Annotated in this window: 21 protein-coding genes; 2 read left to right on the top strand and 19 right to left on the bottom strand. The window is 48.7% G+C overall.

Annotated elements, in window-relative coordinates; translation table 11 throughout:
* Window positions 1–133: 133 nt before the first annotated feature.
* The 18 genes from ACFQNF_RS10360 to dusA form a co-directional block, all read right to left on the bottom strand.
* Window positions 134–2,143 carry an Ig-like domain-containing protein gene (locus tag ACFQNF_RS10360; RefSeq protein ID WP_380187920.1) on the bottom strand — a complete coding sequence of 670 codons (2,010 nt, stop codon included), beginning with the start codon at window positions 2,141–2,143 and terminating at the stop codon, window positions 134–136.
* A 401-nt stretch (window positions 2,144–2,544) separates the two neighbouring features.
* A complete protein-coding gene (locus ACFQNF_RS10355) occupies window positions 2,545–5,796 on the bottom strand; it encodes a pilus assembly protein (protein WP_380187919.1) in 3,252 nt (1,083 codons plus the stop codon).
* A gap of 17 nt (window positions 5,797–5,813) precedes the next feature.
* The gene (locus tag ACFQNF_RS10350; protein WP_380187918.1) at window positions 5,814–6,443 is read right to left on the bottom strand and encodes a hypothetical protein; all 630 of its coding nucleotides are present in this window, start codon (window positions 6,441–6,443) and stop codon (window positions 5,814–5,816) included.
* Between the two features lie 38 nt (window positions 6,444–6,481).
* A complete protein-coding gene (locus ACFQNF_RS10345; protein WP_380187917.1) occupies window positions 6,482–7,669 on the bottom strand; it encodes a PilW family protein in 1,188 nt (395 codons plus the stop codon).
* A gap of 1 nt (window position 7,670) precedes the next feature.
* Window positions 7,671–8,192, bottom strand: coding sequence for a type IV pilus modification PilV family protein (locus ACFQNF_RS10340; RefSeq protein WP_380187916.1), 522 nt, complete (start codon window positions 8,190–8,192; stop codon window positions 7,671–7,673).
* Entirely contained in the window at window positions 8,189–8,836 is a 648-nt protein-coding gene (locus ACFQNF_RS10335; RefSeq protein ID WP_380187915.1) for a GspH/FimT family pseudopilin, read from the bottom strand. Before ACFQNF_RS10335 ends, ACFQNF_RS10340 begins: the two co-directional genes overlap by 4 nt.
* A 2-nt stretch (window positions 8,837–8,838) precedes the next feature.
* Window positions 8,839–9,255, bottom strand: coding sequence for a type IV pilin protein (locus tag ACFQNF_RS10330; protein ID WP_380187914.1), 417 nt, complete (start codon window positions 9,253–9,255; stop codon window positions 8,839–8,841).
* Between the two features lie 340 nt (window positions 9,256–9,595).
* Complete coding sequence (locus ACFQNF_RS10325) at window positions 9,596–13,072, bottom strand: pilus assembly protein (RefSeq protein WP_380187913.1); 3,477 nt, start codon at window positions 13,070–13,072, stop codon at window positions 9,596–9,598.
* 71 nt (window positions 13,073–13,143) lie between these two features.
* Window positions 13,144–13,791 (bottom strand): pilus assembly PilX family protein, encoded by a 648-nt coding sequence (locus tag ACFQNF_RS10320; RefSeq protein WP_380187912.1) that lies wholly within the window; start codon window positions 13,789–13,791, stop codon window positions 13,144–13,146.
* Window positions 13,792–13,804: 13 nt separating this feature from the next.
* Window positions 13,805–14,989, bottom strand: coding sequence for a PilW family protein (locus tag ACFQNF_RS10315; protein WP_380187911.1), 1,185 nt, complete (start codon window positions 14,987–14,989; stop codon window positions 13,805–13,807).
* 11 nt (window positions 14,990–15,000) lie between these two features.
* Entirely contained in the window at window positions 15,001–15,531 is a 531-nt protein-coding gene (locus ACFQNF_RS10310; RefSeq protein WP_380187910.1) for a type IV pilus modification PilV family protein, read from the bottom strand.
* Between the two features lie 5 nt (window positions 15,532–15,536).
* Window positions 15,537–16,181 (bottom strand): GspH/FimT family pseudopilin, encoded by a 645-nt coding sequence (locus tag ACFQNF_RS10305; RefSeq protein WP_380187909.1) that lies wholly within the window; start codon window positions 16,179–16,181, stop codon window positions 15,537–15,539.
* 10 nt (window positions 16,182–16,191) lie between these two features.
* Window positions 16,192–16,611, bottom strand: a complete 420-nt coding sequence (locus ACFQNF_RS10300) for a type IV pilin protein (RefSeq protein WP_380187908.1) — start codon at window positions 16,609–16,611, stop codon at window positions 16,192–16,194.
* 335 nt (window positions 16,612–16,946) lie between these two features.
* Complete coding sequence (gene hemW / locus ACFQNF_RS10295) at window positions 16,947–18,128, bottom strand: radical SAM family heme chaperone HemW (protein WP_380187907.1); 1,182 nt, start codon at window positions 18,126–18,128, stop codon at window positions 16,947–16,949.
* A 336-nt stretch (window positions 18,129–18,464) separates the two neighbouring features.
* The gene (locus ACFQNF_RS10290; RefSeq protein WP_046350236.1) at window positions 18,465–18,698 is read right to left on the bottom strand and encodes a hypothetical protein; all 234 of its coding nucleotides are present in this window, start codon (window positions 18,696–18,698) and stop codon (window positions 18,465–18,467) included.
* A complete protein-coding gene (gene rdgB, locus ACFQNF_RS10285) occupies window positions 18,695–19,291 on the bottom strand; it encodes an RdgB/HAM1 family non-canonical purine NTP pyrophosphatase (RefSeq protein WP_380187906.1) in 597 nt (198 codons plus the stop codon). The genes ACFQNF_RS10290 and rdgB overlap by 4 nt, the downstream gene beginning before the upstream one ends.
* Complete coding sequence (locus tag ACFQNF_RS10280; protein ID WP_380187905.1) at window positions 19,288–19,923, bottom strand: retropepsin-like aspartic protease family protein; 636 nt, start codon at window positions 19,921–19,923, stop codon at window positions 19,288–19,290. The genes rdgB and ACFQNF_RS10280 overlap by 4 nt, the downstream gene beginning before the upstream one ends.
* The gene (gene dusA / locus ACFQNF_RS10275) at window positions 19,924–20,928 is read right to left on the bottom strand and encodes a tRNA dihydrouridine(20/20a) synthase DusA (RefSeq protein WP_380187904.1); all 1,005 of its coding nucleotides are present in this window, start codon (window positions 20,926–20,928) and stop codon (window positions 19,924–19,926) included.
* Window positions 20,929–21,678: 750 nt separating this feature from the next.
* Here dusA and ACFQNF_RS10270 point away from each other — a divergent pair.
* Complete coding sequence (locus ACFQNF_RS10270) at window positions 21,679–23,658, top strand: rhomboid family intramembrane serine protease (protein WP_380187903.1); 1,980 nt, start codon at window positions 21,679–21,681, stop codon at window positions 23,656–23,658.
* A gap of 118 nt (window positions 23,659–23,776) precedes the next feature.
* A complete protein-coding gene (locus ACFQNF_RS10265) occupies window positions 23,777–24,487 on the top strand; it encodes a M15 family metallopeptidase (protein ID WP_380187902.1) in 711 nt (236 codons plus the stop codon).
* 309 nt (window positions 24,488–24,796) lie between these two features.
* Here the strand turns inward: ACFQNF_RS10265 and ACFQNF_RS10260 are convergent, their stop codons facing one another.
* Entirely contained in the window at window positions 24,797–25,264 is a 468-nt protein-coding gene (locus ACFQNF_RS10260; protein ID WP_380187901.1) for a hypothetical protein, read from the bottom strand.
* Between the last annotated feature and the right edge of the window lie 291 nt (window positions 25,265–25,555).

Here is a 25,555-nt window from a genome sequence, read left to right as displayed (position 1 = left end):
GAATCAAGTTGAAGTTAAAAGGGCTGAGTCCTGTGCAATACAGAACCCAGCCCTTGAGCGCCTAGTTTTTATACTGTCCAACTAATTGGGGTCAGTTCAGTTAAGTGGCTGTTTGTTAAAGCGATGTCAAAAATTAAGGCACTATGGCGTTATATTTTGAATCTGAAATAAAGCAGGTTTTAGGTAAATCCACATCTTCTTTGGTTGGAGACAGGCGGAAAATACTCTCGGAAACAGTTTCGGTGCCTTGTACTTTAGTGCTTGCCCGCATACGTACGACAGTCCAGATTGAATCAGACTTATTGTAGGTAAAGACAAATGGTGCGCTGCCGTCCGTTTCGGTTTTAACTTTTACAGGAACAGTGCCTGCAGCAGCTGGTGGTGGGTCCAATTTGCCATTTTTGCTATTGATACTCGGTTTTGGTACATATGGCGCACTCGCGCTGGTAAGGGGAAGTTGGAAGGTAATGTTATCCACTTGGCTAATCACACCATCTTCACCCGCATCTAATATCAAGTTTTCATTGGTATCTTCAGCTTTAAAGGTTTTATCGTAAGCGCAGCCACTACCGGTTGAAAAGTACAGTGGCCATACCGAGATATTCACCTCTGTGCCTACTGGTGGTGGGTTACCTGCAGCATCTGCAACAATGGCGGACATGGATAACTGGTAACGCGTGTTATCTGCGGATGAGCCAATTTTACTGGCTTGGCCAATCGAGATTGATCCTGCTCCGCCTGCAATAGTGATTTGTGCAGATGCAATTGAAGGCTGAGTCGCACCATTGGCTAACAGTGCTGTGGCACGTACGCCAACGGACTTGCTGCTTTGTCCACTAGGCAGTGAGCCGGAAGTAAAGGTGGTTTCTGCAACGCCGAGTGGTTTGTTAGGATCTGTACCATCACTGGTTAAGACCACTACAGGGGAGACCGTTTCGCCGCCACCAGTTGATTGTGAAATATCAAAAGCGACTGGAATATTGCCAACAGGCTGCCCAGCTTTATCTGTCACTTTTGCAGTAATTAAAGTCGTGTTTTGCTGGGTGCCAGCGCTAGGAGCTAAGATAGATGCTTTGCTTTGTACTGAAACATCTACAGCACTTACATTGGCAACATTGGCTGTGAGCGCAACAGACATAGAGCTAGATTGCGATGGCTTGGTCTTATCGTAAGCACTCACTGTAGCAATGCCTGTGCTGGATGAGCTAAAGGTTGCACTTGCACTGCCATTAACAACAGGCACTTCCAGTGTGGTTTTTCCATTGGGCCAAGTGCCCAGTGTGGCTGCAAACACAACGGTGCTACTGCCTGGTGCATTTACCGTAATTGGCAATGCAGTATTTGTGCTCAGAGCATAACGAGACGCATCCGGAGAGCTGATTCGGAAGCTGGATGCACTGGTGCCGGTAATGGTTAAATCTTGAGTTTTGGTGTTTCCGAGTGCCGTTGCTGTAATGGTGGTCAGCCCTGCTGTTGCTCCAGTCACTTTGACTGTTGCTTTGCCGCCATTAACCGTTGTTACTTCAGGAGCAGAAAAGGTCACACTACCGCTTCCGGAATTGCTAAAGTTAACTTTTGCCCCATCAATCAATTGCTCATTACCATCTTTCACTAAGACTTCCAGCTGAGTCTCTTTGCCTGAAACCAAGCTGTTTGCAGTGGTTGTGATAGAAACCGTGCTACCAATCACTTTTACTGGAAACGCAGTGGTGAATAGATTATTGGTGGCAGCAGTGCCGCTACTTAAAGTAATACTTTCAACCCGGTTGTTTTTATCGTCACCAGCATTAAATTTAACCGTTGCTTTGCCGTCAGTCCCCGTAGTTATCCCCGAGGAGCTTAATACACCCGAAGTGGTTGAGAGATTAATTAACGCGCCGTTAATTGCTCCGCCATTTTTATCAATTGCTTGAATGGTTAGAGTTGCTTCATCGGTGCCTCCTGTTTTGACACCGGTCGATTTATCTGTGGACACCAAGATTTTTGTTGCCACTGCAGATGCATTGGGAACAGGCGTTGGCGTTGGCGTTGAGCTTCCATCGCCTGAGGATCCATTACAAGCCGTCAACATAATCGTTGCTAGCAGCAGTAAACCGCCTGCGACTTTTCGCGCGGCTTTGCCGTTGAAGTTGATTCGTTCCACTGCATACTCCTTTACTTTTTTTTAAGGGCTGTTTTGCCCAATAGATTGAAACTTTTAAACCAATATAGGCAGATTAAACGATATTGATTGCAATATAGCAATCTTCGACACAAATTTTATTTTTAGTGTGTAATTTAATTTTTTGCTTAACGGTATGATTTTTTGTTTATGAAAGGATTTATCGTTTTTTTAGGCTTTAGTGTGTGCTGTTAGAGTACAAGGGCAGATAAAAAAGCAATTGGGTCTAAGGCTTAGTAAATTTCTCTATTTGTATCAGGGTTTGGGCTTATTAAATTTATCTTTGGTCGAAGATTGTTTGATTATAGTTTGTAAAAAATATTGTTGTTTTTGAGTTCAAAAGTGGTGTGCAAGGCGTGCACACCACTTTAGGTTTTAAGTCTTTAGTTCACAATCTCTGTCCACGCCGAGCGGCGGCCTTTTAATCGCGGTCTGAGGAGTGCCTGCCCTTTTTTTGGGTCCCCTTCTGAACCAATATCGAGGCTGTCACCATCCTTATTGCCGCCGTCACTAGGAGTTGTCACTGATGGAATCTGTTTTGGATCTTCATGTGCCTTGCCAAATGCATCCTCGCCTGCAGTGATGGATTGAGTGATTTTGGGGTTAGAGCACATCCAATTGCTACTGATTTCCATTGGTAATGAATACTGTCTGCTTTTACCATCTGGCGTGCAGGCATCTCCATCTGGAACTGTGGTGAAAAAGCGCGCTTTTTCTCCTCGCTGCATTGGGTCGTTCGAAAGGCGTTCTTTGTTGACAAACATATTGGCCCGCCAGCCTCTGTTTTTTTCACGGCATGCCAATAGTGCTGCTGGAGTGTCAACCGCGCTGGCATCTCCGTTACGAGTTAGTTCGATGTCACCACCATTCTTTTTGAACTGTAGCTCGGTTAATGCTGTTGAGCTGCGTAATGCTGTAAAAGCAGAGTCTATAGTGCTGGCGCTAGGGTCTACTAATAAACCATAAAAAGTGTGGGTATCGCTGCTGGAGAGGTCGGCTTGGTTTAAATAGCGGCCGGTTCCGAAGGTCACATAATGCATAGCTTTGTTGGAGCTGGTTTTGTATTCCGTGGCTTTGATTACAGGAGCGGTGGTGATCGCTTGTGGTTCCTTATCCAGCCCGGTTTTAGCAACTAAGGCACTGCTGCCATCTTTGGGGTTAAAGCGCCATAAATTGCCCGCTAAATCACCGGCATAGGCCATTAAAATGGTGTCATCAACGTTTCTATTTTCAAATAAAACGCCAATTTTAGATAAACCACACAGACCGGTATTGTTGCTGCAGCTGCTGGTAAAGGTTTTATCTGGCTTGCCGGTCGCGGCATCCAGGGAAAAAATGTAGCCTTTATTATCTGCATTGTCGTAGCCGCTGCTGAGTAATACTTTCCAGATGTTGTTTACCTTCCCTACGACAGGAAAGCCATAGGTATTGCCCAACCGTGAATCACTGAAGCTCCATAATAGGATTGGTTTTTTGCTTGGGTCGGTGATATCCAGTGCGTAGTATTCACCGCCACCACCCCTTAAACCGCCAATCAGAATTGTTTTCCAGACCTCGTCAACTTTGATATCGGCAATGGTGGGGGCTCCATCGACAAAGTATTTGAAATCATGGGTATAGGCGCGTTCTGCAAGCTTCCAGAGTTGAGGAAGCACTGTTGGTGGAACAAATGCCCATTTTTCCTCTCCTGTCTCGGCATCAAAGGCATGCAACATGCCGTCATTAGCTGGGGCATAGACCACGCCCTTTCTGGTGGCATTGCTGCGCACAAAATTAGCATAGCCTGCATCGCTATAGGCTTTATTCGGTTTTTTCACATAACTTACGCCGCCATGAATTACCGATCCTAAGATGCCAGCTCGCACACGGTATAAAGAGTCTGCTGCCTTTGTATCAGGCTTGATCTCCTTGCTGGTATCTCCGCGTAAATAATTGATCAGGGCCTGGCCTGTATTCTGTGCTTTTTGCGCGGGGGTCAACGTGCCATTGCTGGTTTGAAGCGCGGTTACACCCGCTGCCATGGTGCCGAGTAGGGAGGCGTTTTCATCGTTGAAGTCAGTCAGGCTGGTGCAGGCACTCGGCGTGCAGGTATATATATTTCGTTTAGCATGGCCTAGCTCCCCCAGTTTTGTGTTTGCAGACCAAGTAACGCCTTCTAATGCACTGGTCTCCAAATTAAGATTGCGGGCTTGCACATCGCCAGTCCAGCTAATGGTTTTAAACGAGCTGGCGAAAATCGAGCGATCATCAGGGCTCATAAACGAGCTGGATACATCAGCAGACCCAACTGAGGCTGTTTTTGCCTCAATATCGCTGAGGGCTTTGGAAATTCCTGCAGCTACGGCATTGGGGTCTTTTGCGCTGAAATATTCACCCCCGCCATTAACGGCAGCGTGCCATAAATCATCGATGGTGGTCTTGGAGTCTCCAACTACCAAGGGCCAGGGAACGCGTTTGTTAGACAGCGGCTCGTAATCACTTCTTTTAAGCTCGCCATCCATCCCCAAGCCTAGTGTATAGGTACGCATTATTTGGCGCCCTTTTTCGGCACCGGCAAAAGCCTCGACTCCTGGCACGTTATTGGTCATTGAAGAGCGAATATCATTTTTAAAGTAGTACATGGCCACATCTGCCAGTGTTTCACTTGTATTTTTGTCATCCCTCATCGGGTAAGGGATGTTGCTGGCGTTATCTTGTTTGCCAATACCTGCATTATTGCCCCTGTTCCAGTAGCCATCTGTAGTGAGGATGGTGAAGTTTTGCTGGCAGGTGTACTGCATTGGATCGTTTACGCCTGAAGGGAGCTGACCGGAATAGATTTTTCCGGTTGCATTTAGCGCTGTTTTAAGTGGTGTACCGCCACCGGGGTAGGTGCCGTAGAGCATGGCATACCAAGCCGCTTTTTGTGAGCTGGCATAGTTATTAATATTGAGATAACGATCACTGCCGTATCTGCTTGCTGTCAGATTGTTGATTGAGGAAAACCCCACTCGATATCGGTCACCAATGCTGGAAAAAGCCGCGCCAGCGCTGGATTTCATCATCAGCATGCGGGTGCGGTAATAGCTAAACCAGTTGGCAAAATTTTGCCTCTCTGCTGCAGATTTTGCACTACTGTCTTGCGGGATAAGTACTTTTTCCCAACTAGAGCCAGGCCGGTTTAAAGCTAAGCCGCACTGCTCTTCTGATGGCAATGTGGTGGATTTGAATTGCCAATAAAATGCAGGTTCTTTGTACGAATTGCCATTGTTTGCACTGCCAACACTATCGTAGGAAAAAAATCCGTTGCTAAGATTGTGGGTTGCCGTGCTGCCGCTGCTAAAGCCGTCATACCATGCTGCAGTAAAGCTGGCATTTGGCATATCGGTGCCATTGGCATTTTTGGGGGCGAGGTAACTGGTCTTAGGGTTGTAATACACGCCGTTACAGTGTGAATTATGGTAGCCAACGCTATTACGCCAATGAACAACGCTGTCTGGCATAAAGCTCCAAGCCATCGAGCCTGAATCATCAATAATAAACATAACATTTGGCTTAATGTCGCCCGCGCTGAGTGTGGAGAGCGGTTTGTCTGCCGTTTGGGCTGCCAGGCTATTTAAGCTGATAGCTAAGATACTAAGTGCAATAATTTTCATGGTTTTACCTCAAATGCTTAAAACAGCGTGGCCTGATAAAAACTAACGGTGTTTTTGGGGCCTTCAATTCGCACGGTGATTTTGTAAATCATTTGGTACTCAGAATTACCTTCTGGCTCATTTGGCGACATTTTTTGTAAGTCGCAAGCGCTTCTATTTGGTGTTTTTTGCCCCGCAGTAGCGCAGCTACGCTGAATAAAATAGGCAGCTTTATATCCGTTAGAATTCACCGCTTTGTCTTCATCGGCACGTGATAGGGGGGCATTACCCTTGCTGGGGTTGGCATATACCCACGAAACATTGGCACGCCATTTATTGCCGTCTATGGGGGTGATGGTAATTGGCAATTCTCTGCCATCGATACCAGTGATGGTGTTTTTCGGGCTATAGCCATTGTCATCTGAAGCATTATTGAGCTCAGCAGGCGCTTGCAATGATCGATCCACCAACCAAAATCGTGCTTTTTCAAGTGCGGCATCGGCGGCTGCCGTGGTGCCTTGGCGCAGGGCTAGATTATTGGCAACCTGGTTGCTAGTCATCATGGATCTGACTAAGGCAATGGCGGCTAAGGTCATGACCACTAATACGATCAATGAAATCAGCAGCACTAGCCCTTTTTGCTTGTGTTTTAGGGCTTTAGGGGGCATTGGAGCTCGTTTATACAATGGATTATTGGGCATATGCTTTACGGCGCAGATGTACTGATTAAATTAGGCTGATTGATGAGCCGCTGATTACGTAGTGGCACTACGGTTTCATGCACGGAATAGCGGTAACACTGCCAACTAGTGTCACTGGGTTGTGCATTAGTTGGCTGATTGAAATCGCCACCAGCCCAGGAAAATTTGGCATCAGCAGCCGTGGCATTGCAGCTACCATCTCGGTTTGGTTTTTCGGGGTAGTTGCCTCGTACCAGCACGGCATAACGGATAGCAATCAGCCGTTGCCATCCTTGAAGATTGGCGGGGGTGGTGTTGGTCCAGCTGCTGACGTTGTTGGGAATATTGTCACCGTCAGTGTTGGTATCCAAACCATATTGCGCTTTGAGCTGGATTACATTTTCTGTTGTGGTGGTCCAGCTGCTCTCATCAACGGCTTTATCTTTTGGCACATCCATGCTGAGCAAACTACCATCCGTTTTATTGCTGGCTTGAGCACATTGGTTGGGGTTGCCGGCTAAATACACGCAATAGCTGCGGCGAACCATCGTGCCAAAGTTAAATAAGCGCGTGGTGTTCATTGGCAGAGAGGCTGGGAAAGGCTGATTGACTGCCGTGCCATTCCAAAGTGCATTTGCGGTATGGCGCAGCAAAAAGTCTTTACCTGCAGCAGGTGTGCCCGCACCTACACAATCAGCACTGGTGCAGGTAATTTGAAACAAGGGGCAGGCAGTTTGTGCTTGTTTACCTGGGTCTGGCCATGCCACGACTAAATCGTCGGTCTGGAACTGGCTTGCTAATAAGATATTGACGAATTGATCATCATTATTGGTATGTGTAGTCCCCTCGCCAAACAAGGCTGGCATGCCCCCTGCAGGTGATGTGCTGTACAGCAGAGATATCTGATCAGAGCCGCCGGCCACAGATGTGATGCGTACAGGAACGAGGGGAAAGTTGGTGTAGTTTGCATTTTGTGAAACCACATTGCAGTTCAGTGCGCGGCTTGAGCCGATGCCATAGCCAGAACGCTCCAGATCTTTTTGGATTTGCATAATAGCAATGCCGCCACTGCTTTGCGCATTGCCACTGCCCAAGGTTGATCTGCGAAAGCCTTCGCTGGTACTGAAGGTTTGGTAAATAGCAAGAGAGGCGAGGAGCGAAATGACAATTGCGACCATGATTTCGATCAGGCCAAAGCCAAGAGAGGGGCGCATTCTATAGTCCACAGCGTAAATGCCTTGTTTCCAGAGGATCGTTGGTTTCTAAAATTGTCGGGATATCTATCGTGGTGACCGCTTGATTGAGCCCCTTATTTTCGCCCGTAGCTGCTGCTGTTTTTGCGCCATTGTGTACTGGCCAGCTGATGGACACGGTGGCTCTGCGGGAGCAGGGTGTGCTGTTTGCATCGTTTGCCTGAATAGCAACAGAACAAGTGGCATCACTAAGGTTTGCTGATACGGCTTGAGCCCACCTTTTTGCGGCATCTGAGCTGGGTGCTGCATCTTTACATTTCGTTTTTTCTATTTGAAAGGCGCTTAAATTTGTGATGTTGCTGCGCATTTCACCATCTAATCTCTGAATTAACTGGGTCGCTGTGGTGCGGGTGCTGCTGCTGCTGGCGTGGCGCATGGCATTAGCCTGTAGTGCACTAAGAGCCAGCACGCCAAAGGAAAAAATACTGATGCCAACTAAACATTCAAGCAGCATCGATCCACGTTGAGAATGAAGCGTGCTCATTTGGCGGTCCTCATACAACTTGCAGGGTTTTTTGCAGGCGCGTCAGGCAGGCAAAGCTGCGTATTGCCGCCTTCGTCAGCGAGTAAGCAAATTCTTGCCGGGCTTTTAATGGTGTTGCTCTCGGCGGGGGCTGTACGGCAATCTGCTACCTTAGATTCTTTTGCACTGACGATAAGGCTAAGCGAGCGATTGGCGCGGCCCAGCGCATCAAAACGCAGCAGCGATTGGTCTGCTGCCAGCTTAAATTGGGTGGAGTTACCTTCAGTCACGGTTTTCCCTTCAATAAAGGGGTAGCTTGGGTTTGCTACTGTGGGTGCACTGCCTAGGTTGATACAATCCGGGCAGGCACGAATGAGCCATGCTGTGCCTTTGTTGTTTGCTGAGACGCTGGCGGAAATGGCTGGCGAAACGGCATCATTAGTCAGCACCAGCTCCACATAGCCATTACGCTTAATTGCCTCTGCCCGGGCAAGTTGCACGGCGCTTTGGAATGATTCGGCGTAGGTTCTGAGCTGAGTACCACGTACCCATGCTTGAAACGGTGGCCCGGCCAATGATAATAAAACGCCAAAAATAAGCAGCGTGATCATTAGCTCGATCAGGGTGAAGCCCTGCTGGCAGCTTTGAGGAAGGCGTAGTTCCATGATTAGCAGCCAGACTTTTTGCTAACCCAGCAGCTATCTGATGTTGTCCAGCCTTTGCTGGTTGGGGCTGCTGTGGTGGCTTTGATGCCCTGATCGTTGAGTGTAAACGTAAAGCCGCTGGCCTTACTTGTGCCTGTAGCAATGATGGTGTACGTATTTGCTGATAGGTCTTTGCAGGTGATATTGAAGCCTTCTGCTGCGGTTGCATCTCTTTTGCAGTCGAATTTTTCATAGCTGCGGTTATTCATAAAATACTGCTCAAGCTGCACCCGCGTTTCACTTAGCTTGCTTTGTGCTTCAACCAGTCGGCTGCGGGTGACGTAGTCTTGATAGCTTGGCACAGCAATCGACGCCAAAATGCCAATAATCGCCACGGTGATCATTACTTCTATAAGGGTAAAACCAGCTGAAAGTCGCATTATCGTTTCCTAACATATTGGATCGGCATAATGCTTACATAGGCGGCATTTATCTAGTCGGTTGAAGTTCTTATAGCATTTTATCGGCGGCTGTTTTTTTCTGATGAACGGTAATTTCTATTTGGAAGTGTCAGTTTTAAACAGTTGCGTGATTGTTGGAGGGCTAAAGAAGGGGAAATACGGGGAGGAAGAATGGAGGGGGATTGGGTAGATTTAAAATAACATTATTAATGTCTAATATTTGTTGCTAAAACGCTACGTCAACTTTGGTACTTTTACCGTCATTACGCTACCGTAAATGACATTGGCAACCCATCTGCAATGGGCTGCCAATGTTTGCTTAGCGAACGATTTCACTCCAGGAAGAGCGCTTTCCTTTTACTTTAAGATCCAGCCTTGCTGCATCCACAGAGCCAGTGCCATCTGCATTGATTTTAATGCTGTCGAATTTAGAGGTGGTAACTGAGACTCGGCGCGATGGGTCGTCTGAAAGCGTGCCTCCTTTATTTTTACCCACACTGATAAATACATTGGTTGATGGGTTGGCACACAACCAGTCTTTACTCAAATTAAGCGGCATTTTGTATTCACGGCTAACGCCGCCAGGCGTGCAGGAGTCTCCTCCCGGCACGATAGAGCTAAATACTCCATAGGTATCAAAAGGAAAGGGGTCGTTAGGAATACGCTCTTTAGCAATCGGCAAATTAGTTCGCCATCCCTTGGTGCTACTTTTGCACGTTGTTAAATCACTGCCTAAGGCAGAGTTAGCCGCTCTTTTTAAGGTAATGGTGTCAAAGTTATTGTCGGTGTTCTTAAAGTCATCAATAGAGTTTCCTCCAACAGAGGCGGGGCAGTTACTTGATAAGCTCGCTCCATCAATTCCATCCAAAGAAGTCACTGATCCATTTAGATTGTCTTTAATGGTTTTATCGCAGGTTTTATCAAGAACCAGCTCAATTAAAGAGCCGGACGAGCGCAAGTTATTAAAGCTTGAATCGATTGATCCTAAGCTTGGATCAATTAATAAGCCATATATCGTTTGCGTATCGCTGGTGCTCATATCGTTTTGATTTAAAAAGCGCCCTGTTCCAAAGTTCACGTAATGAGAAGCAATGCCGCTGCTGTTTTTATAAGCGGTCATTTCCTTAATCAGCGGGGCGGAGCTGATGGGCTGGCGGAGTGCGCTGGTGCCTGTTGTGGCAGCAAGCACTGCATTACCCTCTGCACCTGTTACATCAAAGCGCCATAAATTGCCTGCTAAATCACCTGCGTAAGCCATTTTAATGGTGTCGTCGATATCGGGTTCGGTAAAGAGCACACCAATTTTTGATACGCCGCAAGTGCCATCTGCGGCGGTACACGTGGTGGTGAAGGTTTTTTCCAGCGCCCCTGTTGTAGCATTTAAAACAAAAACATAACCTTTGCCATCGCTGTTATCGTAGCCGGAGCTAAGCAATACCTTCCATTGCCCCGCTATTTTTCCAACCACAGGAAAGCCATAGGTTTTGCCTAGCCGGCTGTCTTTAAAGCTCCATAAAGGTGCTGCGGGGGCAGCGGCAGATGGGTTGGTGATATCGATTGCGTAAAATTCGCCGCCACCGCCACGTAAGCCGCCTACCAGAATGGTTTTCCAGGCGCTTCCTGTATAGATATCAGCAATGGTCGGGGATCCATCTACAAAATACTGAAAGTTACTATCATAATTTCTATCGGCTTGCTTCCATAGACTAGATAGCAGGCTTGGGGGGATAAATGCCCAGACTTCTTCCCCCGTGCTGGCATCAAAGGCATGCAGCATGCCATCGTTGGCGGGCGAATAAAGCATGGCACGGCGCGTTAAATTAGTGCGCGAAAACTCACCATATCCAGCGTCTGCATAAGCTTTATCAGATTTTTTAACGTAGTTCACCCCACCATGAATAATCGAGCCAAGAATCTTGGTGCGCTGGCGAAAAAGAGCCGTTACCGCCGTGGTGCTTGGATTGGCGGTATTGGGTTCATTGCTTTGATCGCCTCGCAAATAGTTCACGAGCTTGGTGCCATCAATGGCAGCCTGCTGGGCGGTATTGAGCGAATTGGCTGTTTTTAAGCTGGTAACCCCAGCAGTAATAGAGGCATTACCGGCGTAAGTGGCCGCGTCAAAAGGGGTGAAACTGGTGCATGTGCTTGCGCAAGAATAGATTTTTCGAGGGTTACTAACCATATTGCGTGCGGCGAGCAAATCTTGTGCTGACCAGAGCGCAGTAGTGGTAAAGGTTGCGCTGGTCACATCAACGCTTTTGGCGGACACATCGCCTATCCAATCTCGTGTTTTATAGCTGCTGTTGTAAACCTTGTTGTCCGCCGCAGTCATAAACGCATTGGATACATCCGGGGCACCTACCGAGCCTAGCCGGGAGCTGATATCGTTCAGTGCGCTTTTCAGGCTGGAGGCCACGGCATTCGGGTCTTTGGCGCTAAAGAATTTTCCGCCACCATTCACTGCAGCATGCCATAGATCATCAATCGTGGTTAATTGATCCCCTACAATGGCTGGCCAATTGATAGTGCCATTTTTTAAACCTACAAAGTCGTTAACACTCGCGTTGGTATTGGTTTCGTAGTCATCCACGTAATTACGTGTGCCATTCATCCCTAAGCCCAAGGTATAGGTGCGCATCATTTGTCGACCTGCTGCCCCTGTTGTATCTGTAACAGTACCAAAGGCGGGAATGCCTGGCACATTATTGGTCATAGTGAGGCGTAAATCGGTCTTAAAGTATTTCATGGCCACATCGGCCAAGTTATTTGCTTGGTTTACTCCATCGAGCATGGGTCTGGGGATGTCGCTGCTACCATCGGTGTTGCCAACAGATACCGCATCAGCACTCCCTGCATTCCAATAGCCATCCGTTGTCAAAATTTCAAAATTCTGCTGGCAGGTGTATTGGATAGGGTCGGTTACACCGCTTTTATTCCCTGAATAGATCTCCCCAACTGCCTGTAATGCCGTTTTTAAAGGCGTACCACCACTTGCTGGTACGCCGAAAAGCATGGTGTACCAGGCACTTTTTTGCGTGCCGTCAAAATCTGTAATATTTAAAAAACCGGAGCTGGCAAAGTTGTTGGCTGATAAGCGCCCAATACGTGAAAATCCGATGCGGTAGCGGCTATCCATATCTGCAAAAGCCAAGCTTGCGCTGGATTTCATCATCAGCATGCGGGTGCGGTAATAGCTAAACCAGTTGGCAAAGTTTTGCCGCGCAGCTACCGAGGCAGCACTGCCGTCGTTTGGAATAAAAGTTTTTGTCCAAGAACCCGTGCTTGTTGTGCTGGTTGATGAGGGTAGCGAGGTATTGCAGTCTGTGCTCGATGGCGTGCTGCTGGAATAGGTCCAGTAAAATGCGGTTTGCTGCGGGGCATTGGCCCCGCCGGTTACGCCGTCATATGCAAAAAAATTGTTAGATAAATTATAGGTACTGCTGTTGCTCGGTCCGCCTGAGGTGCCTGTATTAAACCCGTCGTACCATGCTGCGGTGTAACTGGCATTTGCTTTGCTGCTGCCATCCGCATTTTTTGGGGGGAGGTAAGTGGTGGCCGGGTTGTAATACACGCCATTGCAGCTTGAGTTGTGATAACCCACTCTGGTGCGCCAATTGCTCACGCTATCGGGCATATGGCTCCATGCCATTGATCCAGAATCATCAATCGTAAACATAATATTGGGCTTTACATCGCCTGTTGTCAGGGTAGATAAAGGCTTATCGGCGGTTTGAGTTGCCGCCAAGGAGCTGACGCTAAGGCCAAGCCATCCTAAGGCAATAAGACTGAGTTTCATGATGCTTGGTCCTTAATGAAAATACCAAAGGTGCTGAGTAAACAGCATCTATATCGGGGGCCGGCTTCGCTTTAATAAATGGAAGCCTGGTAAAAACTCACTGTGTTTTTGGGCCCCTGTACCCTGACCGTAATCAGGTAGCTCACATTAAAAGAGGTTTTTTCTTTTAAGCAGCTTGGGCAGGCCTTAATCAGATTGCAGGGATTGCCAGTGCCAGCAGCCGTATCAACGACTAAGGAAGGGGCTGCATTATTGCTGCAACTGCGCTGAATTAAATAAGCAGCGCTAAAGCCATTTGCATTGGCAATAGTGGCGGCACTGGTGGCTTGTACCATTGGTACTGGAGTGCAGGGCCGGGGCGTGCACGTATTACTTACCCAAACCCATGCGCTGCCTGCCCGCCACTGCGTATTATCTGTAGGACTGATCGGGTTGGCGGTATTGGTGGCGCTATAGCCGTTCGCTGCAGAGTCTGCATTCAGCGTGGCAGGGTTTGTGCCTGATACATTGAGCAGCCATTGGCGGGCAGATTCCAGTGCGATATCTGCAGCAGCCGTGGTGCCTTGGCGTAGTGACAGATTATTGGCAACCTGAGTGCTGGTGGTGATCGATCTGACCATGGCAATGCCTGCCAAGGTCATAATTACCAGCACAATCAGCGAGATAAAAAGCACCAAGCCTTGCTGGCGCGGGGGGGAAGGAATACGTGCCGTGTTCATGCGATCGTCTTCCTTAAAAGCCCGAGGTGGGTTGGTTTAAGATAATTTGATTGCGCAGCGGCACCACGGTTTCATGCACGCTGTAGCGGTAGCATTGCCAGTCGGCATTAGTGGGGGCAGTGAGCACATCTGCACCGGACCAGCCAAGGTAGTAGGCCGCAGTAGTCAGCGTAAATGCATCACTAGGGGTGGCTGCGGTGTAGTTATTGGCACTGTCGTTGACGCAAGTGCCGGCACGGTTGGGTTTTTGCGGATTGCTCGCCCTGACTAACACGGCATAACGCACGGCTAATACCTGCGCCCACTGGGCCGGTGCGGCTCTTTGCCAGATATCGACGTTATTAATAATATTGTCGCCGTCGGTATTGGTGTCTAAACCATATTCAGCCTTCATCTGGATGACGTTTTCTGTAACCACTTGCCATACGCCATCGACCGCTGCTGTGGCATCCAGTGTGTCTAGGCTTAGCAGCGAGCCGTGGATTTGGGTGCCAGCTCCTGCGCAGACATTGGTGTTGCCACTAAGGTACACACAGTAGGTGCGGCGACTTAGACGGCTAAAGTTATACAGCCGGGTAATTTTGCTCAGTGAGGCGGGAAAGGGCGAGTTGACGGTGGCTGAATTCCATGTGTTTGCGGCATGGCCAAGTGCAAAGCCATCTGTTGAAGGGGGCGTGCCTGCTGGGCAAGGCGTTGCATTGGTGCAGGTCACCTGAAACAGGGGGCAATTGGCTAAGCCAGATTGCCATGCAATCACCAGATCGTTGGTAGCAATGCTTTGGGCACCTAATATATTGGCAAATTGGGTGTCTGTGTTTACATGCTCGATATCTGCAAGCTGGGCCACCTGCCCTCCGCCCACAATGCTGCTGCCGTAAAGAAAAGTAAGGCTGTCGGATGTGCCTGCCGTTTGAATTAACACAGGGAGGAGTGGAAAGTTAGTTGCGCCGGCAACTCTGGAAACCACATTGCAGTTGAGCGCCCCAACATCACCGATTCCCATGCCTGATCGCTCTGCATCTTTTTGTATCTGCATCACGGCAATCCCGCCATTAATTTGCGCGCCTGAGCCGCCCACGCTGCTGCGGCGGTAGCCTTCATTGACCCCGAAAATTTGATAAATTGAAATGAGAGAAACCAAGGCTACAACCACGGAAACCATGAGTTCTACCAAGCCAAAGCCATGAGATTGGCGCATCGTCTGCCTCTTTAGGTATTGCACAGTGTGCCGTTGGTGGTGTCATTCCACACTGTCTGGATATCCGCTACATTGCTGGCTCTATTGAGCTGGCCGCCACTGGCATCTGCAAGACCGTTGGCCCCTGTGACTTCACCGCGTCTTACCGGCCAAGTGATGGTGACGATGGCGCGGCGAAAGCAGCGAATGGTGCGCCCGGCGGCATTATCATCATCGATCGCGATATTGCATATTGCCCCTGGCAACTGTGCAGCCACGGCTCTGGACCAGATTCCGGCGGCGGATGTGGCTGTTGCTGAGGTGCACGTAGTCATTCGAAAACTATCCAGATTGGCGGTGCGAGGATTTACCCGCATTAATCCATCCACACGCTGGATAAGCTGCATGGCCGAAGTGCGGGTTGAGGTGCTGGAAACATGCCGCATGGCATTACCTTGCAATGCAAGGATCGATAGCACGCCAAACGAAAAAATAGTGATGCCCACCATGGCTTCTAGCAGCATGGAGCCGCCTTGCTTGGTGTGAATATGCTTGTTAATCATGGCCTCTAGCTCCTGGCGCAAGAACTGGGGTGGGTTGCCGGTGCATCGGGCAGGCACATGCGTGCGCCGCCGCCCCGATCTACAACAATGCAGACTCTGGCTGGGTCTGTAACGGGCCCGGTGCCTGCTAGGCTGCAGCTGGCAGGGGTTGCAGCGGCCGAGGTATCCGCCACAATTAAATTGAATGCGGCATTAGCCCTGCCCAAGCCATCAAAACGGATTAAAGAGGCACTGGCATTGAGCTGAGGAGGATTAGTACTTCCGCCTTCGGCCAAAACTTTGCCGTCAATATAGGGATAGGTATTGCCTGCTGGCGCCGCTGTACCAATATTGGGGCAAGCGGTGCATTCACGAATGAGCCATGCCGTGCCTGTTGTCACTGCCGTAACTGCATTGGCATCCCGGTTGCCATCTGCACCGACTGCGCTATTGGTTAAAACCAGCTCTACATAGGCATTGCGATTAATCGCTTCGGCCCTAGCGGTTTGTACGGCTGTTTGAAATGATTCGGCGAAGCTGCGCAATTTAGTGCTACGCACCCAGCCTTGAAATCCCGGCATGGCGATGGCGACCAGCACGCCAAAGATCACCAGTACGATCATGATTTCTACAAGGCTAAAGCCTTTGTGTATTTGCAGGGAGGAAGTCATTTTCGCTGGCCTAGCAAATATTCGGTTTTTTGCTGACCCAGCAATTATTGGGCGAGGGATTAGACCAACCTGATGCGGTAATGGCTGAAGTACGTTGATTAAGATCATCGAGGGTAAAGCCAAATCCGGTCATTTTATTGGTGCCTGTTGCCGAAATTGTGAAGGTATTTGCTGTTTGAGTAGGGCATGTAATACCGAAGTTTTCACTGCCTAAGGCTGCCTGAGTGCAGGTAAATCCGACGTAAGTGCGGTTATTTACAAAGAACTGCTCTAAGCGCACACGCGTATCACTGAGCTTGCTTTGCGCTTCTACTAAGCGGCTGCGGGTTACATAGTCTGAATATTGCGGTACTGCGATCGAGGCCAGAATGCCGACGATGGCAACGGTGATCATGATTTCTATTAATGAAAATCCGAGCTGATTTTTCATGGCAACCTCGAGGGCTTTAGCGTTATGTGCTTGTGTTTATTCATATGGAATACTAATCAGCATTTAATGATTTAGCTAAAGCACGCGAGTAACGGGGGATTTGTGAGTGTGAACGGTAACTTATGCCGTTGATCGAGGATTAATGGTTAAAAAAAGCCCCTTGCAGAGGAAGGCAAGGGGCTTGTGATGGCAAAAATTAAAGCGAATGGCTGCTTATAAAATTGTTTTTCTTTAGGAGAATGTTTTTATAAGAAACAAAACACTTGCAGGGTGGGCCTACTGCTTTATCGCACCCACGTGGCAACGTAAGCATAGGGGCGTATACATGGTGTTGCTTAAGGCAAAAACCGCTCCAGCAGCGTATTTAAAAACCGCTGCCCGCGTAAAGTGGGCTGGATATGATTAAGCTGGCGCTCGAGTAATCCATCTGCAACGGCTTTCTCAATTTGGTGAATCGCTTTAGTCAGTGGCAAGCCGGTGCGCTCTTCAAATAGGCTTAAATCAAAGCCACCCGTAAGGCGCAGGGCGTTGAGCATAAATTCAAAGGGCAGCTGCTCTAGCGTGATTTGCTCTTCCGTTTGTACCGCCGAGCCAGCAGCCATTTTTTGCAAATATTCAGTCGGCTGCTTATAGCGCATCTGCCGGATAATTTTATCTGGGAAGCTGATCTTGGCGTGCGCACCCGCCCCAATCCCTAGGTAATCGCCAAACTGCCAGTAATTTAAATTGTGCTTAGCCTGACGCTTAGGCTGCGCAAAGGCACTGGTTTCGTAATGCTCAAAGCCAGCGGCGGCTAATTCCGCTTCAATCGCATCCGACATATCGGCACTGCAATCCTCGGTCGGCAAGGCAGGCGGGTAGCGATGGAACAGGGTATTAGGCTCTAAGGTCAGGTGATAGGCCGAAAGATGCGTAGATTTGCAGGCAATGGCGGTGCGAACATCCAGCAGCGCTTCGGCCAGCGTTTGCTTAGGCAGGGCATACATAATATCCAGATTGAAATTATCAAAATGCTGATGGGCAATCTCAATGGCGCGATGGGCTTCTTTATCATCGTGCACACGCCCTAGCGCTTTAAGGTGCTCGGCATTAAAGCTTTGAATACCAATGGATAAACGGGTAATGCCTGCGGCACGGTAGCCAGCAAATTTCTCGCTCTCAAAGGTGCCCGGATTGGCTTCCAGCGTGATCTCGGCATCAGGGTGCAAGCGCACTCTAGCCCGAATCCCTTCCAGCAATTGATTAATCGCCTCGGCAGAAAACAAGCTTGGCGTGCCGCCGCCCATAAAAATACTGGTAATCGGCCTGCCCCACATTAGCGGCAAACAGGATTCTAAATCGGCCAGCAGGGCGGCAATATACTGCTGCTCCGGCAACGCGCCTTTTTGCGCGTGCGAGTTGAAATCACAGTAAGGGCATTTTTTAATGCACCAAGGAAAGTGAATATACAGCGCCAAAGGCGGTAAGGCAGAAAGCGCCCAGTTAGCTTTGCCGATGGGCATGGAAATCGATTGCATGGTGTTCACTTCTTTATGGGTATTGCGGGCTTGTAAAGCAAAAGGTCGGGCAAAAGGTCTGTAGGCACAGAGGTCAATGAGAACACAGAGCACACAGAGAGAAGCTTAACGGCCTTGCCACGAAAACATTACTCAACAAGCAAAGTTATTTACGTAGGGCGGGTGCAACCCGCCGTTTATGTAGTTTTTAAGGTCTAAATCGGCGGGTTTCACCCGCCCTACGAATGATGTAATGCTGATGACATGACTAATGCCTAACGTTTTTCTCCGTGCGCTCTGTGTTCTTCCCGTTCTCTGTGTCTACAGACCTTTTTGATTTTAATCGAGGCTAAATTACTATTTCTGATAAGGGTTATGCAGCTCATCCACCAGCCTATGTAGCACAGCTTTGATCTGAGCTTCTGATACTTCCATCAGCAGCCCGTCTTCCAGTAAATCCTGAGCCATTTGTTTTAGCTCATCCAGATTCTCATTCATCACTTTTACTTTTTCGGTGCAAGACACCACCGATTCATCGTCTCTTAGCCATGTGGCCCAGCGGGTTTCCCCTTGGTTTACGGCCGTGCTCATAAGGCAGTTTCCTGTAATTTAGCGATCAATTCACGCAAAGCTTTGCCGCGATGCGAGATCTGGCTTTTTTCGTCTGCGCTGATTTCGGCGGCGGTTTTTCCAAACTGCGGCAGCAAAAACAGCGGATCATAGCCAAAACCTCCCTCACCTCGGCTAGTTTCAAGGATTTCACCGCAGCAAATGCCATCGCTAATCAGCGGCTGCGGGTCATCCGCGTGGCGCACCAAGACCAGCGCGGCATAGTAATAAGCGCTGCGATTGGTCTGCCCGGCCAAGGATTCGACCAATTTTTGATTATTGCGTGCATCCGATTTGGGCTCACCCGCAAAGCGGGCCGAGTACACACCCGGCGCTCCGCCCAGTGCATGTACGCAAAGGCCAGAATCATCGGCCAGCGCAGGCAGACCGGTAATTCGGCTGGCGTGGCGGGCTTTTTCTAAAGCGTTTTCAATAAAAGTGTGGTGCGGCTCTTCGCACTCGGCCACGCCCAGCTCGCCCTGCGGAACAATCTGGATATCCAGCGCAGCAAACAGGCGATTAAATTCTTTTACCTTACCGGCATTATTACTGGCTAAAACGATGCGTTTCATCATTGGTAATTCTTCTTTTGTAGGATAAGCAGCTCTTGCTCTCGCTTCATTTGAAAGCGATTCAAAACACTATTGCCAATTAATAAAGGGCCATTGTCTTGATCGCGCACACTGGCTTGCACATTATTAAGTAGCAAGGAGCCGATACGAATTTGCGCAATCGTAATTTGCCAAGATTTAATCGTGCCATTGGCCGTTTGCGTGCGACTTTCCTCGCCCTGCTTATAATCCACGCCCATATTGCTGGCCAGATTACGCGGCATAGATAAAAAGCTGGCGCCGGTATCAATAATGCCGCGCTGGCTAATGCCACGCACGGCAATATCGGCAAAATAATGGCCTTGCGCATCCGGGCTTAGCGTAAGGCTGCCCGAACTATCACTCTCTGCCTTGCTACTGGCGATATAACCTTGCCCCAATAATAACTGACGCTGGCGCGTGCCTATCATGACAGTAGCTTGCTCGCTGCTCACCACCAGCAACTTTACTTCGCCCACTTGCTGACTAATTGTCAAAGTCTTTTTTTGCCCATCAATCAGCAAAATGCCTTTATTGCCCATCGCTGCCAGCAGCGTCACTTCGGTGGCGAATGCGGGCGGGATCATCAAGGTCAGTAAAAGGGCGAGTTGCTTCATTTAAGGATGGCCTTTGGTTACTTCACGTAGGGCGTTTTCAATCAGCTGGAAGTCAGCATCTTTAAGTAGTTTGGAATCAGACAACATCCGTCGCCAAGTCCTAGCGCCCGGCTGATGCTGAAATAAGCCCAGAATATGCCGGGTCATTAAGCGAATCGGCAAGCCCTGCGCCATTTCTGCCTCAATAAAACGCCGCATCGCGTGCATCACTTGCACGCGGGATGCAGTATGCGCTGCGCCGCCGTAAAACAACTCATCCACCTGCGTCAGTATCCAAGGGTTATGGTAAGCCTCGCGCCCCACCATCACGCCATCCAAATGCTTTAAATGCTCCGCCGCCTGCTCATGCGTGGTAATGCCGCCATTGACGATGATCTCTAAATGCGGGAAATCTTGTTTTAACTGATAAGCATAATGATATTTAAGCGGCGGAATCTCGCGGTTTTCTTTAGGCGACAAGCCTTTTAAAATCGCATTACGCGCATGCACAATAAAAGTATTACAGCCTTCATCAGCTACCGTTCCCACAAAATCGCGCACAAAGTCGTAGCTTTCTTCATTATCAATGCCGATACGATGCTTGATGGTGACATCAATATCCACCACATCTTTCATGGCCTTTACGCAATCCGCCACCAAACGCGGCTCCGCCATCAGGCAAGCGCCAAACGCCCCATTCTGCACCCGCTCGGAAGGGCAACCCACATTCAGATTAATCTCGTCATAGCCCCAGCCCTCGCCCAGCTTGGCGCAAGTCGCCAAAGCCAGCGGATCAGATCCACCCAGCTGCAAAGCAATCGGGTTTTCAATCTCATCAAAATTAAGATGCCGCTGCTTATCCCCATGAATAATCGCCCCAGTCGTCACCATCTCGGTGTACAGCCAAGTGTGCTTGGTCAGCAGTCTGGAGAAGTATCTATAGTGGCGGTCTGTCCAATCCAACATGGGTGCAATGGAGTAACGGCGACTGGATTTGATGTCTGTAACTACTTGGTTTGTTTGCATAATTTACTTATATGTGCTGATTAATCATGGCGCATTTTTTCTCTATCAGTCCGTAGCGATTGTTGCTGCACGGGGCGGTATACAGCAGCGCTGTGGTGCTGGTTTAGTGCCGAGGAAAAAATGGCAATCATGATTTAAAGAAAGGCTGCTGGCCGCATTGTCCTATTGGGGGTGGGGTGGGGTCAAACGCGGTGGTCAGATAATTCATGCTGAGACAAGTACATTCGCAAAAGAAAGACTTGCTAAGTATTGGGCCGTCAAGTTAGAGCAGGCACAAAGGTGGATAGGGGCATGATTATTACGGTCGCGTTCGGTGATATATTTTGCAGCCACCCTAATGGCGTAGGTGAGGTGTAAAAATTTGACGAGCCAAGTGTTAAGTGTTGGAAAACCTGATTAAAAGGCCTATTGCTAAAAACGGGTAGTGATGTAGTTGGGGTAGATATGATTTTCCATTGTAAATTTCGGGTGGGCAGGGATCCTCGGCGATTGCTTCAGATTGCAATCTGCATTTTGGGTCCTGTTTTAGGCGTGGCCAAACTTTTTGCTGGGTTTGCTGAAGGCGGAAAAAAAGTGGTTGATTGAGGCTGATAGGTAAATGTATGACACGGCTAGGCTTTATTGCTTACGGTGTTTTGCTTACTAAATATTTTAGTCTTAGTAAATATTTAGCATGAATTCAAAAAGAATTGGTAGGGAATTAAAAGCTTCGTGTAATATTATCCGGCTTCAATAAACCGTTGATTTACCATGAATCTGAGTGATCTGCCCTCGCAGGGCGACCTAAAAAATCGTTGGCCTTTCAGTATGAAAATATTCTCTGTCATAAAAGAGTTCAGCAATAGCCACTATCCAATCCCCTACATCTCTATCGTTCTAGCGCTTGCATGTATAGGTTTATATGGCTACCAGCAGATTATTGGTCTGCCTTGGGAGTTAAGTCCTGAACAGCAAATTTCTTGGGGTGGAAATCTGGCGGCGCTCACGCTAACCGGTGAGTATTGGCGGTTGTTTACGAGCATGTTTTTGCACGAAGGGCTGATCCACTTGTTGCTGAACATGTATTTATTGATGATGGTAGGCCCACGTACAGAGCACCAATTTGGCCGAGTGGGTATGTTTGCCATTTATTTGGTGGGGGGCGTCTCCGCTAGTTGCATGAGTGCATGGTGGCTTGGTAGTCATGCAATCGGTACGAATTTCCTAGGGCTTCCAAGTATTCGCCTTGTCGTCAGTATTGGAGCATCTGGTGCGATTATGGCGCTGTGCGGCGCGCTATTAAGCGGCTTCGCAATGGACCGTTTCAATGGCAAACGGGGCAATGAAGAGCCTGGCTTTGGTCGCGCCTTGGCGCAGGTCGTGGGCCTTAATTTAGTTATGGGTTTGTTTGTTTCCAATACTGATCAGGCTGCGCACGTGGGAGGATTGATTGCTGGGGGAGCGGTTGGGCTCTTGATTGGCCATGTAACTACGGACCACAACAAAGTAATGCGCGTTGTGCGACTGGCCCTTACTCCCTTGCTGGCAGGCTTGGCGGCGTGGTGGGCTCTATCTGCGTCTGACGTTGCTACTCTCCAAGAGCTACGTGCAGATATGGAAACAACTAAGCATGAGGAGCAAAAAGCCCGAACCGAAATTCAAGAAAAAAAAGCCAGAGAGGCAGCAATCATAAAAGAGCGGCAACAACGCCCCCCGCAAGTGGATGCCGACACCGCTAGAGGCAAAGTAATTAAGGTTTCGGAGTCGGGCGCTTCATTCGTATTAAGTGAAGATGAAACGAAGGCGTATGTTGTTGACCTTGAACGTAATCAAATAAGTGTGGTTGATCTTGTTCAAGGAGTCGTAGAAAAGAGAATTGCAGGGCCGAAACTTCCAGTTCAGACGGAAGAAAAGGTGGGCTGTTATTCTCTTAAATGCTCAACGAAAGGTGCGCTGGATATCCAAGTGATGCGCGATAGCTCATTGGCATTGGTGACGGCCATGGAAAAAAATGCAGTGACCTTCATCGACTTGTCCGCAGCAAAACGGGTGGCTACGGTGCGCGTTGGTGCGGCACCACATGCCATAGTTCTTTCGCCAGACCAAAGTCGCGCCTATGTTCACAACACGCAAGACAACACTATTTCGGTGCTGGATATTGCTACTAAGAAAGTGCTTTCAGTACTGACTGTGTCAAATGATAAAAATTGGAAGATCGAAGATCGTTTGCCCATGTGGTTTAGTGCAGACGGAGTACGCTTGTACGTGCACAATAAAAGTGACCACCAGATAAGCGTGTTTGATACACAAACATTGCGTCCGCTGGATGACGTAACGTTCGCTCAGCTTGAACATATAGTGGCACCTAAGGGGGTAAAAGGAGCTGTATGGGGCTTGAGTGATGATGGTATTTTTATCTCAGATGGATTTGAGCCCACAGCAAAAAAAACAATCCCTTTTTGCAATAGCATTACCGCATTTACAGCCGCGGGAGTGTCTACTGGCGCGGTGGAGTTGTTAGCCGTTGCCATTCCAAACTATGCAAATAAAGGGACATTTGTCCGCGTTGCCAATGTGGGTTCTACTGTGTCGGTTGGTCAATATCCACTGCATGGATACGTGACTGAGCTTTTGTTTTCAGCGGACGGTAAGCGGCTATTTTCGCTGACCAGTTCAGGCGATCTGTCTATCATTGACCCACGCAAACGTATGGATGATGATGATTTGCTCTGTAAGCCAGTTGCAACTTAGCAATGCCGGTGTTTTTATCCATTTAGGACACATGATATTGTTGCGGTTTTTGTGTTTTTTATGTTTACCCATCGCATCGTATGCAGCCTCTGCACCCTTAACCCCTGCTGATTGCGCGTTGCTGCAAGAGCGCGGCGTGATTACGGCGGCTAATCCGCTGCCTTGTGATCGTTTGCAAAGAGTGCGTTTTTTGCATTGGGATATGAAGGGGCAAAAAGCAGAGGGGCAGATGCTGGTGCTGGATGTGGTGGCGCCGCAGGTAGATGCTTTGTTCGCGGCTTTATATCAGGCTAAATTTCCACTCAATTCGGCTTTGCCGCTGGAGCAGTTTGCGGGCGATGATGTGCTGTCTATGAATGCCAATAATAGCAGTGCATTTAATGGCCGGGCGATAACAGGCGCCAAAAGCTGGTCTAAGCATGCTTATGGCGTGGCGATGGATATTAATCCGCTGCAAAACCCATATATAAGCTTTGCAGATGATGGCGGGCTGAATGTGTTGCCTGCGGCAAGCGCGAAGAGCTATCTGAACCGTAATGAGCTTCGCCCTGAGAAATCACGCCGTGCCGGTTTAGTGACCGAGCCGGTGGTCAGCCTATTTGCTCAGCATGGCTTTATGACTTGGGGTGGTGATTGGGATGCGCCAATTGATTACCAGCATTTCGAAATCGGCAGCCGCCGTTATATGAATGAATTAATCCAGCTGCCACTGGAGCAGGCTCGGGCTAATTTTAATCAATATGTTGAGCGCTATCGCGCATGCAGTGCCAATGAGCAGGGAAGCTTAGGAGAAGTGCGCGTTCGTTGCGTGGCAAAAGTACGTCAGTAGGGTGTGTTGCTGCTGAGTTTCTATAAATCTTATAAACAAAATGTCTGCGGCCCTACACTTATAGTTGTCGCATTGAATTTCAGCCAGTTAATATAACGCCACCTGATTATGCCTCTTGTTCAAACTCATTATAAATATCGTAGGGCGGGTGAAACCCGCCGAGCTTTGCAATGAAATATGAAAAACGGCGGGTTTCACCCGCCCTACAAATTCAAAAATCGAGCACCACTCTCAAGAAATCGATTTACACCTAGATGATTGAGCAAGAGGCATAGTCAGGTAACACCAAGTAGACACGCATGAACCGGGCTATATATCTAAGCCTAGCTTGTCCAAGTCAAAGAAGCGTTGCTTGCGTTTTAATAAGTCCATCGCTAGGTACAGCGTTTCCGTGCCGTACATGAGTTCTAATGAGTGATGATACATCTCAGTTTTGTGCATATTAATCAGGCCATCCACACAGCGATACACGCGGCGGCGGGATTCTTCCATTTGGCCAAAGTGATGCACCCAGTCGCAGCCTTCTAGCGTGGCGTGTTTGTCGCCAATGGCCAGGGCTAGTAGCGTTTTCAATTCACCAATACATAGCGTCTTCCAAGCCGAGTCTGTGGCGGTGGCAAGGCCGATGATTTCCAAGATAGATATGTCATCAGTCAGGCTAATGTTTTGCAGGCTAGCCAGCAGCTCGGCGCATTCGGCCTCATCCAGCTGGTGGAGTCTTATAATAGCCGTGCGGATTTTCTTATCTATAACAATACTCTGCTGCTCAGTAGGCATGGGACGCTCTGGTTTTGGGTGAAATATATAAATCGGTACGCAATTTACACGGTGTTTCTATAGTCTGCTCCGCAAATGATTTGGCAGTAAAGCTTGCTGGCGTTAGCGGGTGAATTTTCTTACTATTAAAAATCATACACTTACCGCATTCTCAGTGATTTATTGCAAGTAAGGTGTTGACCGAAGCGGGTCCAGCCCGTATATTTCGGCCTCTCGCTGCAGCACACACAGCAACACGGTGTTCGAGCCGCAGCGAATGATCTTTAAAAAAATACAGTCGATGAGTGTGAG

It is taken from the genome of Iodobacter arcticus, assembly GCF_042664895.1.
Lineage (GTDB): Bacteria > Pseudomonadota > Gammaproteobacteria > Burkholderiales > Chitinibacteraceae > Iodobacter > Iodobacter arcticus.
The sequence above is the reverse complement of the archived record's forward strand: the minus strand, read 5'-3'. Positions and strand labels throughout refer to the sequence as shown.

Bases quoted from the DNA above. Each gene is read 5' to 3' on its own strand.
- ACFQNF_RS10355 (WP_380187919.1), bottom strand. From the start codon at position 5,796: ATGAAAATTATTGCACTTAGTATCTTAGCTATCAGCTTAAATAGCCTG.
- ACFQNF_RS10350 (WP_380187918.1), bottom strand. From the start codon at position 6,443: ATGCCCCCTAAAGCCCTAAAACACAAGCAAAAAGGGCTAGTGCTGCTG.
- ACFQNF_RS10345 (WP_380187917.1), bottom strand. From the start codon at position 7,669: ATGCGCCCCTCTCTTGGCTTTGGCCTGATCGAAATCATGGTCGCAATT.
- ACFQNF_RS10340 (WP_380187916.1), bottom strand. From the start codon at position 8,192: ATGAGCACGCTTCATTCTCAACGTGGATCGATGCTGCTTGAATGTTTA.
- ACFQNF_RS10335 (WP_380187915.1), bottom strand. From the start codon at position 8,836: ATGGAACTACGCCTTCCTCAAAGCTGCCAGCAGGGCTTCACCCTGATC.
- ACFQNF_RS10330 (WP_380187914.1), bottom strand. From the start codon at position 9,255: ATGCGACTTTCAGCTGGTTTTACCCTTATAGAAGTAATGATCACCGTG.
- ACFQNF_RS10325 (WP_380187913.1), bottom strand. From the start codon at position 13,072: ATGAAACTCAGTCTTATTGCCTTAGGATGGCTTGGCCTTAGCGTCAGC.
- ACFQNF_RS10320 (WP_380187912.1), bottom strand. From the start codon at position 13,791: ATGAACACGGCACGTATTCCTTCCCCCCCGCGCCAGCAAGGCTTGGTG.
- ACFQNF_RS10315 (WP_380187911.1), bottom strand. From the start codon at position 14,989: ATGCGCCAATCTCATGGCTTTGGCTTGGTAGAACTCATGGTTTCCGTG.
- ACFQNF_RS10310 (WP_380187910.1), bottom strand. From the start codon at position 15,531: ATGATTAACAAGCATATTCACACCAAGCAAGGCGGCTCCATGCTGCTA.
- ACFQNF_RS10305 (WP_380187909.1), bottom strand. From the start codon at position 16,181: ATGACTTCCTCCCTGCAAATACACAAAGGCTTTAGCCTTGTAGAAATC.
- ACFQNF_RS10300 (WP_380187908.1), bottom strand. From the start codon at position 16,611: ATGAAAAATCAGCTCGGATTTTCATTAATAGAAATCATGATCACCGTT.
- hemW (WP_380187907.1), bottom strand. From the start codon at position 18,128: ATGCAATCGATTTCCATGCCCATCGGCAAAGCTAACTGGGCGCTTTCT.
- ACFQNF_RS10290 (WP_046350236.1), bottom strand. From the start codon at position 18,698: ATGAGCACGGCCGTAAACCAAGGGGAAACCCGCTGGGCCACATGGCTA.
- rdgB (WP_380187906.1), bottom strand. From the start codon at position 19,291: ATGATGAAACGCATCGTTTTAGCCAGTAATAATGCCGGTAAGGTAAAA.
- ACFQNF_RS10280 (WP_380187905.1), bottom strand. From the start codon at position 19,923: ATGAAGCAACTCGCCCTTTTACTGACCTTGATGATCCCGCCCGCATTC.
- dusA (WP_380187904.1), bottom strand. From the start codon at position 20,928: ATGCAAACAAACCAAGTAGTTACAGACATCAAATCCAGTCGCCGTTAC.
- ACFQNF_RS10270 (WP_380187903.1), top strand. From the start codon at position 21,679: ATGAATCTGAGTGATCTGCCCTCGCAGGGCGACCTAAAAAATCGTTGG.
- ACFQNF_RS10260 (WP_380187901.1), bottom strand. From the start codon at position 25,264: ATGCCTACTGAGCAGCAGAGTATTGTTATAGATAAGAAAATCCGCACG.